Source organism: Halobacterium sp. KA-4 (assembly GCF_021028995.1).
In the GTDB taxonomy this organism is placed as follows: Archaea; Halobacteriota; Halobacteria; order Halobacteriales; family Halobacteriaceae; genus Halobacterium.
The window spans coordinates 100,682-114,959 of sequence record NZ_JAJJZG010000009.1 but is presented as its reverse complement, the minus strand read 5'-3'; the positions used below and the strand labels follow the sequence as shown (position 1 = coordinate 114,959).

17 protein-coding genes, 2 tRNA genes and 1 pseudogene are annotated in these 14,278 nt (G+C 67.2%); 14 read left to right on the top strand and 6 right to left on the bottom strand.

Going from position 1 to position 14,278, the window contains the following annotated elements; genetic code table 11:
• Positions 1-313 (top strand): annotated as a pseudogene (locus LPA44_RS10840) (AAA family ATPase); the annotation flags it as partial.
• Positions 314-386: 73 nt separating this feature from the next.
• Positions 387-812, top strand: a complete 426-nt coding sequence (locus tag LPA44_RS10835) for a universal stress protein (RefSeq protein WP_230889597.1) — start codon at positions 387-389, stop codon at positions 810-812.
• Between the two features lie 289 nt (positions 813-1,101).
• Here the strand turns inward: LPA44_RS10835 and LPA44_RS10830 are convergent, their stop codons facing one another.
• Positions 1,102-2,271 (bottom strand): KaiC domain-containing protein, encoded by a 1,170-nt coding sequence (locus LPA44_RS10830; protein WP_442903379.1) that lies wholly within the window; start codon positions 2,269-2,271, stop codon positions 1,102-1,104.
• A gap of 118 nt (positions 2,272-2,389) precedes the next feature.
• On the opposite strand from LPA44_RS10830, the gene LPA44_RS10825 reads away from it, so the two are divergent.
• Both LPA44_RS10825 and mptA read left to right on the top strand, forming a co-directional pair.
• Positions 2,390-3,217, top strand: a complete 828-nt coding sequence (locus tag LPA44_RS10825; RefSeq protein WP_230889595.1) for an NAD(+)/NADH kinase — start codon at positions 2,390-2,392, stop codon at positions 3,215-3,217.
• A gap of 70 nt (positions 3,218-3,287) precedes the next feature.
• Positions 3,288-4,220 carry a GTP cyclohydrolase MptA gene (gene mptA / locus LPA44_RS10820; protein ID WP_230889594.1) on the top strand — a complete coding sequence of 311 codons (933 nt, stop codon included), beginning with the start codon at positions 3,288-3,290 and terminating at the stop codon, positions 4,218-4,220.
• On the opposite strand, the gene LPA44_RS10815 is transcribed toward mptA, so the two are convergent.
• Positions 4,221-5,021, bottom strand: a complete 801-nt coding sequence (locus tag LPA44_RS10815) for a TrmB family transcriptional regulator (protein ID WP_230889593.1) — start codon at positions 5,019-5,021, stop codon at positions 4,221-4,223.
• A gap of 232 nt (positions 5,022-5,253) precedes the next feature.
• Positions 5,254-6,876 (bottom strand): DUF255 domain-containing protein, encoded by a 1,623-nt coding sequence (locus LPA44_RS10810; protein WP_230889592.1) that lies wholly within the window; start codon positions 6,874-6,876, stop codon positions 5,254-5,256.
• 99 nt (positions 6,877-6,975) lie between these two features.
• Between LPA44_RS10810 and LPA44_RS10805 the strand changes: the two genes are divergently transcribed.
• From LPA44_RS10805 to LPA44_RS10785, 5 genes are all read left to right on the top strand, one after another.
• Positions 6,976-7,569, top strand: a complete 594-nt coding sequence (locus LPA44_RS10805; RefSeq protein ID WP_230889591.1) for an FxsA family protein — start codon at positions 6,976-6,978, stop codon at positions 7,567-7,569.
• Positions 7,570-7,634: 65 nt separating this feature from the next.
• Positions 7,635-7,708 (top strand) — tRNA-Ile (locus tag LPA44_RS10800).
• A gap of 110 nt (positions 7,709-7,818) precedes the next feature.
• The gene (locus LPA44_RS10795) at positions 7,819-8,121 is read left to right on the top strand and encodes a hypothetical protein (RefSeq protein WP_230889590.1); all 303 of its coding nucleotides are present in this window, start codon (positions 7,819-7,821) and stop codon (positions 8,119-8,121) included.
• A gap of 315 nt (positions 8,122-8,436) precedes the next feature.
• Entirely contained in the window at positions 8,437-8,643 is a 207-nt protein-coding gene (locus tag LPA44_RS10790) for a hypothetical protein (RefSeq protein ID WP_230889589.1), read from the top strand.
• Positions 8,644-8,673: 30 nt separating this feature from the next.
• On the top strand, positions 8,674-8,940 hold the full coding sequence (locus LPA44_RS10785) for a hypothetical protein (RefSeq protein ID WP_230889588.1): 267 nt from the start codon (positions 8,674-8,676) through the stop codon (positions 8,938-8,940).
• A 94-nt stretch (positions 8,941-9,034) separates the two neighbouring features.
• Here the strand turns inward: LPA44_RS10785 and ahbB are convergent, their stop codons facing one another.
• Complete coding sequence (gene ahbB / locus LPA44_RS10780; protein WP_269069939.1) at positions 9,035-10,066, bottom strand: siroheme decarboxylase subunit beta; 1,032 nt, start codon at positions 10,064-10,066, stop codon at positions 9,035-9,037.
• 115 nt (positions 10,067-10,181) lie between these two features.
• Between ahbB and LPA44_RS10775 the strand changes: the two genes are divergently transcribed.
• The 4 genes from LPA44_RS10775 (at position 10,182) to LPA44_RS10760 (ending at position 12,347) form a co-directional block, all read left to right on the top strand.
• Positions 10,182-11,240 carry an anthranilate phosphoribosyltransferase gene (locus tag LPA44_RS10775; RefSeq protein WP_230889586.1) on the top strand — a complete coding sequence of 353 codons (1,059 nt, stop codon included), beginning with the start codon at positions 10,182-10,184 and terminating at the stop codon, positions 11,238-11,240.
• A 48-nt stretch (positions 11,241-11,288) separates the two neighbouring features.
• The gene (locus LPA44_RS10770; protein ID WP_230889585.1) at positions 11,289-11,831 is read left to right on the top strand and encodes a peptidylprolyl isomerase; all 543 of its coding nucleotides are present in this window, start codon (positions 11,289-11,291) and stop codon (positions 11,829-11,831) included.
• Between the two features lie 51 nt (positions 11,832-11,882).
• Positions 11,883-12,224 (top strand): ferredoxin, encoded by a 342-nt coding sequence (locus tag LPA44_RS10765; RefSeq protein ID WP_230889584.1) that lies wholly within the window; start codon positions 11,883-11,885, stop codon positions 12,222-12,224.
• 40 nt (positions 12,225-12,264) lie between these two features.
• Positions 12,265-12,347 (top strand) — tRNA-Leu (locus LPA44_RS10760).
• Between the two features lie 495 nt (positions 12,348-12,842).
• On the opposite strand, the gene crcB is transcribed toward LPA44_RS10760, so the two are convergent.
• Together crcB and LPA44_RS10750 are read right to left on the bottom strand one after the other, a co-directional pair.
• Positions 12,843-13,175, bottom strand: coding sequence for a fluoride efflux transporter CrcB (gene crcB / locus LPA44_RS10755; protein ID WP_269069954.1), 333 nt, complete (start codon positions 13,173-13,175; stop codon positions 12,843-12,845).
• Positions 13,176-13,198: 23 nt separating this feature from the next.
• On the bottom strand, positions 13,199-13,579 hold the full coding sequence (locus LPA44_RS10750) for a CrcB family protein (RefSeq protein ID WP_230889582.1): 381 nt from the start codon (positions 13,577-13,579) through the stop codon (positions 13,199-13,201).
• Positions 13,580-13,679: 100 nt separating this feature from the next.
• On the opposite strand from LPA44_RS10750, the gene LPA44_RS10745 reads away from it, so the two are divergent.
• Entirely contained in the window at positions 13,680-14,153 is a 474-nt protein-coding gene (locus LPA44_RS10745) for a DUF5813 family protein (RefSeq protein WP_230889581.1), read from the top strand.
• Positions 14,154-14,278: the final 125 nt, after the last annotated feature.

Below are 14,278 nucleotides of genomic sequence, written 5' to 3'. Positions count from 1 at the left end.
CGTGCAGGCGAACAAGGTTGTCGGGAAATTCACGGAAGCAGCCAAACAGGGCCGCAAGGAGCGCCTCGGGCTGTTCCTCATCACGCAGGACCCCCAGGACATCGCGGACCCCGTGTTCAAGCAAGTGAACACGACGGTCGTGTTGAACCTCGGGGACGAGGACGCCATCAACGCCGTGAACATTCCGTCGTCGCTGCAGTCGAAGGTCCCCTACATGGAGAAGGGTCAGATGGTCGTCTACTCGCCGGACAACTCCGAGCCCGTCGAAATTCAGGGGCTACCGACGTGCCTCACGCGGCACGGCCGGGACTGACAACGGACGCCCCGTCGGGCGGTCCGCGGCCCATAGAATTTTCACCCGGGCTGGTGAAGTTCGAGCCGACACCATGACGAAGATTCTCGTTCCCGTCGACGGCTCCGAGCAGTCGAAGGAAGCCCTGGAGTACGCCCTCGAACACTTCAAGGACGCCGAAATCACGGCCATCAACGTCATCGACCCCATTGAGGCCGGGTACACGGCACAGGCGACCGTACCGGGCTACTCGGAGGAGTGGTTCGAACAGGCCAAAGACGCCGCCGAGGAGCTGTTCGACGACGCCAAACAGACCGCCGACGAGTACGACAAGGACATCGACACGACGACCGAAGTCGGGCGACCGAGCCGCGCCATCGTCGACTATGCCGAGGAGAACGACTTCGACCACGTCGTGATGGGGAGTCACGGGCGCTCCGGCGTCTCCCGCATCCTCCTCGGCAGCGTCGCCGAGAGCGTTGTCCGGCGCTCGCCGGTCCCAGTGACGATCGTCAGGTAGGGCTGACAGGCGGCGCGAACGTCTGCAGGCCGGTGTGCCGCACTCCCGCCCGACCGACCTGCGCCGGATTCAGGTCACGGCCTGGGTTGGTCCCACTCTCCTACTTGAACCTACGCAGCCGGTAGCGACCAGCATCCACGAGCCGAGTGGCTCGAAGAGCCCGAGGCGAGCGGTTCACTCGCGGCAAAGCCGCGAGGCCGACGAGCGACCATAGGGAGCGAGGAGTGCTTTTTCCGCAAGTTTTTGCTGCGCTCGCGGCCTCCGGCCTCTCGCTGGCAAAAACTGCGTTCTAGAAAATATTCGCTTGCCGATAGACGCTGATACCCTGGTGGGTGATCTCGTAGGGCTTCGTCTCGCGGGAGTGGTTCGCGTCCCGGATCTTCTGGATTTCGACGGCGAGGCGGGTCTCCCGGAAGTCCTCGGGGCGGATGTAGCGGAGGACGACGACGGCGTCGGTGAGGTACTCGATGATGCCGTGGCGGGAGGCGAAGGGGTTGTCTTCGGAAGCTTCGCTGGTGAGCATCGTGGTGACGCCGGCGTCCTTGAGCGCTTTCGTGAAGTCGTAAATTTCGGTGCGGCGCACCGACTGGTCGTCGTACATCATCTCCAGGAGGGAGACGGAGTCGAGGACGAGGCGGCTGGCGCCGAACTCCTCGACGAGCCGCGGGAGTTCGTTGCGGATGCTGGTGAGGGAGTTGGCCATCTCGATTGGGTCGATGTCGACGACCACGAGGTTGCCTTCCTCGGTGTGGCGGTCGAACTCCCAGCCTTTCTCGGTGGCGCTCTGGACGACGCGCTGCTGGGACTCCTCGAGCGTGATGTAGACGGCGCGTTCGCCGTTCTGGATGGCTTCGTGGAGGAACTGGAGGCCGAACGTGGTCTTCCCGGTCCCGGCTCCGCCGATGGCGACGATGAGCGAGCGCTCGGGGACGCCGCCCTGCACCATCTCGTCGAGGCCTTCGATGCCGAAGTCGATGCGCGGGATGTCGGACTCGTACTCCTCGTCCTCCTCGAAGCCGCCGGGGCCGCCCGCACCGACGTCGGCGTCGAGGTCGAACCCGAAGTCGTCCTCGCTGCCGGACGGGGCACTAGGGCCACCGCCGCCGCCACCGCCGAACGCGGCCGCGAAGTCGTCCTCGAATAGGTCTTCTTCGCCGCCCGCGGGTTCGCCACCACCACCACCGCCGCCGAACGCTTCGGCGAACTCGTCGACCTCGCTCTCGGGGCCCGGCTCCGCTTCGTCCTCGGGCCCGGCTGGCGTCGGCGATTCGGAGGGCTCGGACGGTTCCTCGCCGGACTCCCCCGGAAATTCCTCGCCGAACTCCGACGGCGGCTCGGCTGTCGGCTCCTCGGATTCGGACTCCGACGGCTCTTCGTCGGGTGCCTCTTCGGATTCCGGCTCGGTCTCCTCTTCGAAGGCTTTCTCGAACCAGTCTTCGTCCTCCTCGTCAGCCACGATGACGCCTCCGTACCGCGGCGCACTGCGCCGTCGGCTCCATGTCCGGGTGGTCGGGACACAGCGAAAAGTAGTTTCCGCCGCCCGCGGGTTTTTCAAGCACGGCTCCCCGAGTGAGCGTATGCGCGTTGGAATCGTCGCACAGCGGGGGAACTCGCGGGCCGCGTATCTCGCCGCGGACGTCCGCGAGATGCTCGCTGGCGAGGACGTGGAGGTGTGGCTGGACACGGCGACGGCGGACGCTCTCGACGGCGACGGCCACGAGGTCGCGGAGTTCGACGCCTGCGACCTCGTGGTGAGCATCGGCGGGGACGGCACGTTCCTGTTCGCGGCTCGGGGCGCGGGGTCGACGCCCGTGCTCGGTGTGAACCTCGGGGAGGTCGGCTTCCTGAACGCGGTCGCGCCGGAGGATGCCGTCTCGGCGGTGCGCCGGGAGGTCGAACGCTACCGGGAGACCGACGAGGTGCGCCACCGCGAGGTGCCGCGGGCGGCGGCGTCGGGGGAGCGCGAGTGGTCGCTGACGCCGGCGCTCAACGAGGTCGTGATTCAGGGCGATCAGCGCGGCCACGGCCACGGTATCGACCTCGAAGTGCGCGTGGACGGGTCGCTGTTCGAGGCGACGCACGCCGACGGCGTCCTAATCGCGACACCCACCGGAAGTACCGCGTACAACCTCAGCGAGGGCGGCCCGCTCGTGCAGCCGGGCGTCGGCGCGTTCGTCGTCAACGGCATGTGCGCGGACGAAGCGATGCCGCCGCTGTTGACGCCGGTCGGCGGCGAGGTGACGGTGCGCGTGGACGGCCCGGAGTACGCTGTCGTCTCCAGCGACGGGTCGAACCGACAGCGCGTGAAGACGCCCGAGGTAATCACCGTCGAGGCAGCCGACGAACCGGCGCGCGTCGCCGGGCCGGACTCGGATTTCTTCCAGGCGCTGAACAAACTCAAGTAGTCGTTCGGTGAACGGGAGCCGGTCGCCGGAACGGAAAGGGTTAGTGAGCCACCAGCCGTACCGCGGGACAATGAGCCAGCAGCTGCCGGACGTACAGGCGACAGAGCCGGAGGTTGCCGTGGGGTTGAGTCAGGTCGGGGTGACGGGCGTCGAGAAGCTCGTGAAAATCGCCCGCGAGGACAAGCGCCCCATCGTGTTGACCGCGGAGTTCGAGGTGTACGTCGACCTCCCGCAGGGCCGGAAGGGCATCGACATGAGCCGGAACATGGAGGTCATCGACGAGACCCTCGAAGACGCCGTCTCCGAGCCCGTCTACCGCGTTGAGGAGATGTGCGGGGAGACCGCCGAGCGCCTGCTCGACAAACACGAGTACACGACGACGGCGACCGTGAAGATGGAGGCCGAGTTGATGATTCAGGACGAGACGCCCGCCAGCGGCCGCCCGACTCAAGGCACCGTCGACATCGTCGCCTCCGCGACTGCCGAAGAGGGCGAGCCGACCCGCGAGGAAATCGGCGCGCGCGTCGTCGGGATGACGGTGTGTCCGTGCAGCCAGCAGATGATGAGCCAGCACGCCCGTGAGAAACTTCAGGAGCTCGACGTCGGCGAGGAGAACGTCCAAGAGTTCCTCCAGGAGGTTCCCCAGGCCGGGCACAGCCAGCGCGGGCACGCGACGCTCACCATCGAGACCTCCGGGGACCCGGACGTCGACCTGATGGACATCGTGGAGGTTGCGCGGGATTCGATGAGCGCGCGCATCTATAATCTCGCGAAGCGCCCAGACGAGGACCACATGACCTACGCCGCCCATGCGAACGCGAAATTCGTGGAGGACTGCGTGCGCTCGATGGCGGAGGGCGTCGTCGCGGAGTTCGATCACCTCGACGACGATGCGATTATCACGATGAAGCAGTCCAACGACGAGTCCATCCATCAGCACAACGCTCACGCCGAGCGTATTGCGGAGTTCGGCGCGCTGAAGCAGGAAGTCGACGACGAGTAGTTAGTCCAAGGTTGCGGCGTCGGTCCACGTCTCCGCGAACACTTCGTAGACGTCCGCGGCGAACGTCGTGTCGTGAAGGTCTATCATCGCGAACGACTCGTCGGGTTCGACGGGATTCGTTACTTCTAGGCAGACTTCGGCGTCGTCGACGATGGTGACGTTCCCCTCGACGACGGGTCCGATGCGGACTTCGTAGCCGGGGTGTTCGGCGAGCACGGCGACGTAGCGCTCGTTGACCTCGTCGGGGATGTTCGAGGAGAGGTCCTGGGAGATGAGGACGGAGACGTCGACGCCACGCTCGAGTGCGTCTTCGAGGTGGTCGACGATGCGGCTGGTGGTGTCCGCGACGTCGAAGCTCGTGGACTCGAAGCCCGCCAGCAGCCGGATGGAGTCGTCGGCGGTGTCGATGCGTTCGAGCAGGAGGTCCAGGGAGTCCGCGGGGCCGAGCGCGGCCGTCCAGAACCCCTCCTCGGGTTCGGAGGGCGTCTGGAGGTCGGCTTCGAGTTCGTCGACGACGGCCTCGTACTGGTCGCCTTTCTCGCGGAGTTCGCGCTTGCGGTCCTCCAGCAGGCGGTCGAGGGCGGTCTCGGGTTCGACGGCGACGTACTTCTTCGGGCGGCTGGCGGCCTGACTGCGCACGAGGTGTTGGGACTCGATGCTCCCGAGCACGTCGTAGACGCGACCCATCGGCACGCCGCTCTCCTCGGACAACTCCTTGGCAGTTGCCGGCCCGGTTCGGAGGAGCGCACGGTACGCACTGGCTTCGTACTCGGAGAGGCCGAGGTCCCGCAAGTCAGCCATGTCGTTGTCGATTCGACAGCCGACGTGAAAAACGCTGCCCCAGTTTACGGCCCGCGGAATTCACTCGGGTGGGTCCGGCGGCCGGGCCTCGATGTACGGGAGTTCGTCGAGCAGTTCGTCGAGGTCGACCGGAGAATCAGGTTGCTCGTGCGCCATCACCCGAGGATACGCTGCGAGCCGCCTTGAAACCCGATTGAGAGGGGTTCGTTGGACGCCGGTGGCCTCCCGAGTGCTATTGAGCGTTCGCCACGAGGTCCGCGAGCGCTTTGGGGGAGTCGACGGCCTCGCTCGTGCCGTCGGCCTCGACGAGCCACGCGGTCCCCGATGCACCGTCGGCGTCCGGGACGACGACCTTCTCGTGGTCGGCCATGCGAAGCGCGGCGCGGTGGAGGTCGCTGCCGGCTTCGTCCGCGACTTCGACGACGAGCGGGTCGGCGACGACCCGGGACGCGGCGGTGCCGTACGCCGCGACCTGCGCGCCCATGCGCTCGGCGGCGCCGGCGAACGCGCCGACGGCGTCCGACGCGGCCTCGTGGTAGCGTGCGTCCCGCGTGAGGTAGTGGAGGTCGACGAGCGCGTCCGCCATCACGGCGGTGTCGTCGATGGGTCGCAGCGGCTGGTCGAGCAAGCCCGCGCCCTCCAGGGGGCCGTCGAGGAACGCGCCGGTCGCGTCCTGCAGGTCGTCGATGGTGGCGTCGGCGACCATGACTGCGGTGTCGAGGTAGTCGCCGCCGAGGACTTGCGCGGCCGACGCGAATGCCTGCACGACGCGCGCGCGGTCCGCGAGCAAGCCCGTGGGTGCGTCCGGCTCGTCGAAGTGCCGGACGGTCGCGCCGTCGACGAGCGTCTCCCGGAGGTAGTCGAGTGTCCGCTCGGCGTACCGGGTCGCGGTGTCGTCGTCGGTGTACGCCGCGAACGCGAGCAGGGCGTCCGCGGTGAGCGCGTTCACGTCGGCGTACGCCGTCTCGTCGACCGGCGGTTCCGCGTGGCTCGCGCGCTCGTCCGCGGACTGCTCGAAGTACTCGCCGGCGGCCTGACTCCCGCCGAACGCCTCACCCGTCCACAGCGTCCCCGTCGCGTAGTCGATGGTGTGCTCGGCGGGCTCGCGGTAGTCCTCGCTGCCCGTGTGGAGATACGCCGACGCGAATGCGCGCAGGAGGCTGGCGTTCTCCGCGAGCACCTTCTCGCGCTGCGGGTCCGACCAGTCCCGGCCGTGCGCGAACCGGAAGAACCCGCCGTCGACGTCGTCCGCGAGATTGCGCCGAACCGCGTCGAGCGTGCGCAACGCTTGGTCGCGCTCGCGCTTGAGCGCGAATTCGACAGTCGCTGGTAGCGGGAACTTCTCGTCGGTCCCCCAGCCGCCGTGCTCGGGGTCGAACTGCTCGCCGAGTTGGCCCGCGAGCAGGCGCTCGATGTCGCCGTTCACGGGGCCGACCGGTGGCTCGCCGCCGCGGAGCGCGCGCGGCACGCTCCCCGCGTCTTCGCCCTTCTCGTCCCACGTCTCGCGGACGCGCTGGAGCACCTGGCGGAACCCCTCGGGTTCGAGGAACGTCGCGCCAGCGAGGTGGTCGCCCTCGGGCGTCACGAACACCGTCGACGGGAACCCGCCCATGTTGTAGCGCTCCCGGACCCGTGGGTGGCGGTCGGCGTCCACGCGCACCGGCACGAAGTCGTCGTTGACGTTCGCGGCGATGCGCGGCTCGGCGTACGTCCGTTCGTCCATCTGCCGGCACCAGTCGCTCCACGACGTCACCAGCGACACCAAGAGCGGCACGTCGCGCTCGGCAGCCTCCGTGAAGGCCTCCTCGCCCCACTCGCGCCACTCCACGCGCGTCGCGTCGGCGGACTCGTCCATACGTTCGCTGCGCGGCGAACCCGGGAAACCGTTTCGACACGGGCGAACGCCTCCCCGTGCAACAGAAAGGCTATGAATCGCGGACGGCTACCCCGGCGTATGCCCCGACTCCGGTGGCTGTTCCTCGCGCTCCTCGTGATTCCGCTGGCGGACGCCCTCTTCCTGGTGTTCGTCGCGGGGCAGGTCGGATGGCAGGTGACGGTCGCGCTCGTCGTCCTCACCGCCCTGCTCGGCACGCTATTCGTGCGCGCGGAAGGCCGCCACACCCTCCGACGCATCCAGCGCTCGCTCGCGCAAGGGAAGACGCCGACCGACGAACTCGTCGACGGCGGGCTGCTCATCGCCGCCGGCGCGTTCCTGCTCACGCCCGGTCTGCTGACGGACGCGCTGGGCTTCCTGCTGGTCTTCCCGCTCACGCGCTACCCATTCCGCTACGCCGTCAAGGAGTGGGTCATCAAGCCCAAACTCGACCAGAAGACGGGCGGGTTCGCCACCGGGAACGTCTACACGTTCGGCTTCCCCGACGACGACAGCGGCGGCCCGTTCGCCGGCGCGGGCGGCGACGGTGGCCCCGGCGGTAGCGGGCCGTTCGGCCCGGGCGCAGCGGGCGGTAGCGACGACGACACTATCGACCTCGACGAGGATTCCTACGACGTGGAATTCGAGGACGGCGACGATACCGACGCCCGGTAACGCACGACGGCGCGCTGTAGAAAGGAAACCCTTAATTGTACCAGCGGCAAACGTCGGGATGCGTTGGGCCAGTAGCTCAATTAGGTAGAGCGCCACTCTGATAAGGTGGAAGCTTCCGGTTCAAATCCGGACTGGCCCACTCTGTTTCCTCCCACTTACTGACAGCGTAGCGGTGCTTCTGTGATTCGGAAATCGCTCGGAGCGCAACCCTCCCGAACCGTTTTCCTCTCTCGCCGCTACTGCCCACCCATGACTGACGACGTAACCGAGCTCGTGGACGACCTCCACGAGCGGGCGGCGGCGTTGAGCGGCGACGACGCGGCGCTCGGCGAACTGTTCACGCCGGGGTTCATGGAGCGACACACGGACGCGGCGACGTTCCGGGGGTTCCTCGACGACAGCGACTGGGAGGTGGCGACGCGGTCGGACTTCGCGGCTATCGACGAAGCGGCGTTCGACGAGTACGTCGCGGCGCGCACGTCGTTCCCGAATTGGGAGGCGATGCTCGGGCAGGCCAGCGAGGAGTGGATGGCGCGCCAACTCGTCGACTGACGGGGTTTTTGCACGCGCTGCGACTGCGCGCCGCTTTGAGTAGGGATGGGCGGGTACGGGGACGTGGGCATCGAGACCCAACCCGGTGCCCGTTGGTCCCCTCCCCCGCTGACCGTCGAGGCCGACTGCCCCCACGCCCCACTCGATTCGGCCTCGACGTCGCGGGATTCAGTGTCCCCGCTGGCGCGTCGCCACACGTCGCGGTCAGCACTTTCCTGCATCGAACGACGAACAGAGCGACGGCACCGCGAGCGCGTTCGTCGGGGCGAGCGCGGAATCGGGGCTTTGACGCGGGCGGAGCGCGAACGCTCTGGTATGGATTCACGCGTGGCGCTCGGACTCGTCATCGCCGCCGGGGTCGTGGTCCCCGGGGTCGCGAACTACTTCCTGCACCAGGCCGGCTTCTCGACGGTTGGCGCGGCGGTGTGGGCCGTCGGCTACGCGTCGATGGTGCTGGTCGTGTGGTACGGGTGGATTCGTCCCCTCGACCTCACCGGACCGGACGGCGGAACGGAACCTTAAAGGGGATTTCGCGGCGAAATCCAGCCAGCAATGGCGTTCACACCGCTGCCCCTCGTCGACGACTTCCTCGTGAATTACCACGTCGGGCACGCGCTCCTCGTTCTGTTCGCGTTGTCCATCGTCGGCAGTATCCCACTCGGCTCCCGGAAGGTCGTGGCTCTGAACGCGTCGCTGTTCGGCGTCGTCTTCTTTGTGACGCCTGCCTCACAGCTCGGCAGCGACCCGTTCACGTACCGGTTCCTCGGCGTCGCGTTGCTCGTCATCGCGCCGATTCTGTACACCACCGCGCGCGAGTAGCGAGCGAAGTCGCCGACCGCATCGGCGTCGGACGCCACTTGAATTCTCCCCTCGACCGCCTCGAAAACAGTAGCGACGCCCGACCGAACGAGAGTTACTCGCCGACCAGGTCGTCGTAGCGCGCGCCCGTCTGCTTCAGGGTCTCTTCGGAGTAGAGGCGCTCGTGGTCGAACGGCAGGTAGTCGTCGGCAAGTTCGTCGATTTTCTCGTCGACGGCGTCGCTCTCACGGCCGTGAATCATCGTGAAGAGGTTGTACGGCCAGTCCTGGTCGGGGCGGCGCGGGCGGTGATAACAGAGCGTCACGTAGGGGAGTTCGCCGACGCTGACGCCGCGCTCGTCGAGTTCGTCGTCGGGGACGTCCCAGACGACCATGCAGTTGGCGTCGAAGCCTGTGACGACGTGGTTGACGACGCAGCCCACGCGCTTGATACAGCCGTCCGCGAGCAGGCGCTCGGTGGCGTCGAGAACGTCCTCGACGGGCGCACCGATGGCGTCCGCGATGTCCCGGTACGGCGTCGCCGACAGCGGGAAGCCGTCCTGAATCGCAAGCAGGAGGTCGGCGTCCAGCGTCGAGAGGTCGCCCGCCGCGCTCTCGCTGATGCGGGTCGCGGAGACCTCGGTGCTGTCGAGACTCTCCCGCGCAAATCTGTCGCCGTTCACCACCGGGAACTCGAGATCGATGTAGTAGTCCGTGAGCATCGGGAGGTTCAGCACCTCGCAGCCCGTCCGCTCCTCGATTTCCGCGAGAATCTCGTCGCGCTTCTCGCGGCTGCCCGCGGTGACGACGAACCACTGGTTGTACTCGTGGTCCCGGCGGTAGTTGTGGTTGACCTGCTGGTAGCCGTTGATGACGTCGGCGACCTCTTCGTCGCGGTCGGCGGGCGCGCGCACGGCGGCGAGCGTCGACGACCCGATGACGGGCGGGTTGAGGACGGCGCCGAACCGCCGGAAGACGCCCTCCTCGTGGAGGCGTTCGACGCGTTCGAGCGCCTCCGATTTGGTGACGCCGAGGTCGTCGGCGACGACTTCGAACGGGCGCTCCCGAATCGGGAACCCGCTCTGGTACTCGTCGATGAGGCGTGCGTCCACGTCGTCGATGCGTTCGCGCCAGTCGGCGGCGGCCATTACCACGCGGTTGGGACTGCGTCGGCTACTGTTTACCGGTTCGTCGACGGGCCGATTTCGGGTGCGCTCGCCGAAACCGGGTGGATTTACGCCGGTGGAAATCCAATGCGTCGACATGAGTGATTCGCACGGCGAGTGGCCGCTACAGCGCCTGATGACGGAGGTCGTCGGATCCGGGCCGAAATCTGCCGAAGACATGTCCCGTGAGCAGGCGATGGAGGCGTTCGAGCGCATCCTCGACCTGACGCCCGACCAGACGACGCTGGGCGCGTTCTGGCTGGCGAACCGCTGGAAGCGCAACAACGGCGAGGAACTGGGCGCGTACGTCGACGCGATGCGCCGGGAGAGCGTCGTCGACGCCGAACCCGACGCCGACCCCGTGGACTGCGGCGCGAACTACGACGGGAAAGGCGACTCCGCGATTCTGGGCGTCGCCGCCGGCGTCGTCGCGGCTGCCGCCGGGACGCCGGTCGTCGTCCACTCCGGCGACCGCGTGCCGACACAGAAGCAGGACGCCTACAAGCACGTTCTCGACGAACTCGGCGTGCGCACTGACCTCGAACCCGAGGAGTCCGCCGAGATGGTCGACGAGCACGGCTTCGGCTTCTACTACCAGCCGAACTTCAACCCCGTCGTGGACGCGCTCTGGGACCGCCGCGACAACATGGGCGTGCGGACGTTCGTGAACACCGTCGAGACGCTCGCGAACCCCGCGAACGCCGACACCCACCTCGGCTCGTTCTACCACCTCGCGTTCGCCAAGAAAGTCGTCGAGACCGCCCGCGAGAGCGAGGACGTCGGCTTTGACCGCGTGCTCATGTTCCAGGGGATGGAGGGCTACGACGACATCCGCCCCGGCTCGACGACGGTCGCCGAGTGGTCCGAGGGCTCGGACCTGGAGGACTTCACCATCGAGACGGAGGACTACGGCATGGACATCGAGAGCGCGGACCTCGTCGTTGACGACGTTGCCGCCGACTCCGCCGAGATTACGGCGGACGTGCTCGCGGGCGACCACCGCGACCAATTCGCGGACGCCGTCAAACTCAACGCCGCGCTCCGCATGTACGCCGGCGAGGACGTCGACTCCATCGACGAGGGCATCGAAGCCGCCACGGACGTCATCGCCAGCGGGCGCGCGGAGAGCCTCCTCGCGGACCTCTGCTCGTTCTAGTCGGTCCGAGTAGGTAGCGTTATCCGAGTTCGTCGCCTCCTCTAGGGTATGACCAAGAAGGCGACCCTCCACACGAGCGAGGGCGACATTACGGTCGAGCTGTACGACGAGAAAGCACCGACGACGGTCGAGAACTTCGTCAAGCTCGCGAAGGACGACCCTGCCGCTGGTGCCGACCCCGCACCCGACACGAAGACGTGGGAAGACCCCGAGAGCGGCGAGGTTCGGGGCGACTCGCTGTACCGCGACGTCGCGTTCCACCGCGTCATCGAGGACTTCATGATTCAGGGCGGCGACCCGACCGAAACCGGTCGCGGCGGCCCCGGCTACCAATTCGAGGACGAGTTCCACGACGACCTCCGCCACGACGACGCCGGCGTGCTCTCGATGGCGAACTCCGGCCCGGACACGAACGGCAGCCAGTTCTTCATCACTCTGGACGCCCAGCCCCACCTCGACGACCGCCACGCGGTCTTCGGGAAGGTCACGGACGGCATGGACGTCGTCGAGGAAATCGGCAACGTCGACACCGACCGCAACGACCAGCCCAAGCGCGACGTCGTCCTCGAATCCGTCGAGATTCACGACTAATCGGGCTCCGGCGACCGACACTTCAAAGCCCTCCAGCACTAATTTCTGCGTATGACTGACGACGCGGACGCCGTCGACCCCAGCGACATCGGCGAGACCGACGCCCCGCCAGTCGACGAGAAACCCTACAAACTCGTCTTCGAGGCGAACAAGTGCTTCGGCGCGGGCAAGTGCGCGGAAGTCTCGGCGAATTGGGAGATGGACCTCGCCTCCGGCATGGCCAAGCCCGTCTCGTACTTCTTCGACGAGGACGACCTCGACCACAACGTCGCCGCCGCCGACGCCTGCCCCGCGAAGAAAGGCGACGGCGTCATCCACGTCGTCGACCGCCGCACGAACGAGGAAATCGCGCCCGACCCCCACGGCGACGGCACGCTCTCCGTCGACTGGTAGGACCGTAACGGACTTCTCCCCGCGGCCTCCACGACGTAATGCGAGGATGGCCGAGCGGCCAAAGGCGGCGGGCTTAAGACCCGCTCCCGTAGGGGTTCGTGGGTTCGAATCCCACTCCTCGCATGCGACCTTTTGCGCTGCGGGCTGGCTCCGGGAGACCAGAGGTCTCCCGTGCCCTCGTTCACGAGGACTCCGCCAGCCCTCGGCAAAACCTCGACCAAAAGCACTCCTCCCTCACTTCGCTTCGCTCCGTTCGGTCGTCGGCCTCGCGGCTCCGCCGCGAGTGAATCGCGACGCTCGGGCTTTTCAAAAGAAAACCAAGGCGGATTCCCCGGCGTACCGTGGGCGGAGAGGAAGCCGACACTCACTGCATCATACCAGTCCTTTAGTGAATGGCACCCCACTAGTCTGGTAGTGGTCGGCGGCCAACAGTTGTCGCCGGTCACGGGCCGCGGTCAACCGGCCCCGAAGTCAGGGATGCCGACCCGTGAACGCCCGAAAACCCTTCGGGTATGACGCGGTGAGTCCACTGACAAGCCACGGGCCACCGTGCCCGTGGCAGTTGACACCGCTCGCGTCGCGAATGCTGGCAATAATTCTGACCTCAGTCGCTACGAGCTACCCCACCAGCAGCCACGCCAATCCAATCGCCACACCAGCGCCGACCAGATTCCCGAGCGCGTGGAACGCGGCCGCGCCGAATCGCTCGTTCTCCACGAGGCCGACGACGTCCACGCTGAACGAGGAGAACGTCGTGAACGCGCCGCAGGCTCCCGTGCCGAGCAGCAGCATCGCGTCGTCGCTCGCGCCGGCGAACGTGAGTGCGGCGAGCACGAACGTCCCCAGAACGTTCACGACGAGGGTGCCCGTTGGGTAGCCCTCAGTCCGGACGGCCTCGCCGACCGCGTACCTGAGGACAGCGCCGAGCGCGCCACCGACGCCGACGAGCATCGGGGGCGGTAGCAGGAGGTCTATCACGCGCCACCTCCGTAGCGAACGACGAGTGCGCGCCCGGCGACCACGCCGAGGAAGCCGAGCAAGTAGTTCGCGGCGACGTTCGCGACCATCAGTTTCGGCGAGACGCCCGCAGTCTGAACAGCGAACGTGCTGTACGTCGTCAGCGAGGAGAGGAAGCCAGTGCCGAGGAGTCGCTGCGCGCGCTCCCCGAGTACGTCGCTGTCGGCGGCTACGTAGACGAGTACGCCGAGAGCGAGGCTGCCGGCGGCGTTCACGACGAGCGTACCGGGCAGGCCGGGCGCGAGCAGCGAGACCGCGTAGCGGAGGTTCGCGCCGGCGAACCCGCCGACCGCGACGAGCGCGACCACGGTCAGCGCGCGGCGGTAGTTCAGTTCCATGCCACGAGCGAATCGCCGAAACGTGCGCGACAGTCCCACTTACGGGCGTCGAAGTCCCGGAGCGCAACACCCAACTGCGAGCGTCACCTCCTAGCTCGTAATGACTCACATCGAGCAGGAACTCGCCGACCACGGGCGCTTCACCCGTGACGATGGCGAGTTTGTCCCGACGACGAACGACTGGGACGCCACGGTCACAGTCGGCGACGACACGGTCGAAATCACGGTCGTCGTGCCGACACTGGACGCCGCGACGAACGACAACGTGGCGGACGTCGTCGAGGACGGCTGGTACGACACGTTCGAGCGCCGCGTCGTCGACGCCGACAGCGTCACGCTCGCGAACGACGTCGAGGTCGAATCCGTCTCCCGCGAGGACGGCGACATCACCGTCGAAATCACGTTCTCCCCGCGCACGGGGAAAGCGGCCGACGACGCGCTCGCGCTCGTGAATTACGTCGAAGGAACGTGGTTCCAGGGCGTCATCCCCGGCTACGACTACGTCGAGAAGGTCGACCAGATGCGCCAGCAGGCCGCGCAGAACGCCCAGAGCACGGAAGGCACGCCGCTCTAGTCGCGGCTTCGGGTTTCGTTCTTTCAGCGACTACTCTGTCGACGCGAGGCGCTACGCGCCTCGAAATGCGCGAACGGCGTCGCCGTGAGCGCGAAGCGGACCGAAGGAGGAGTGTCTTTTTCGCG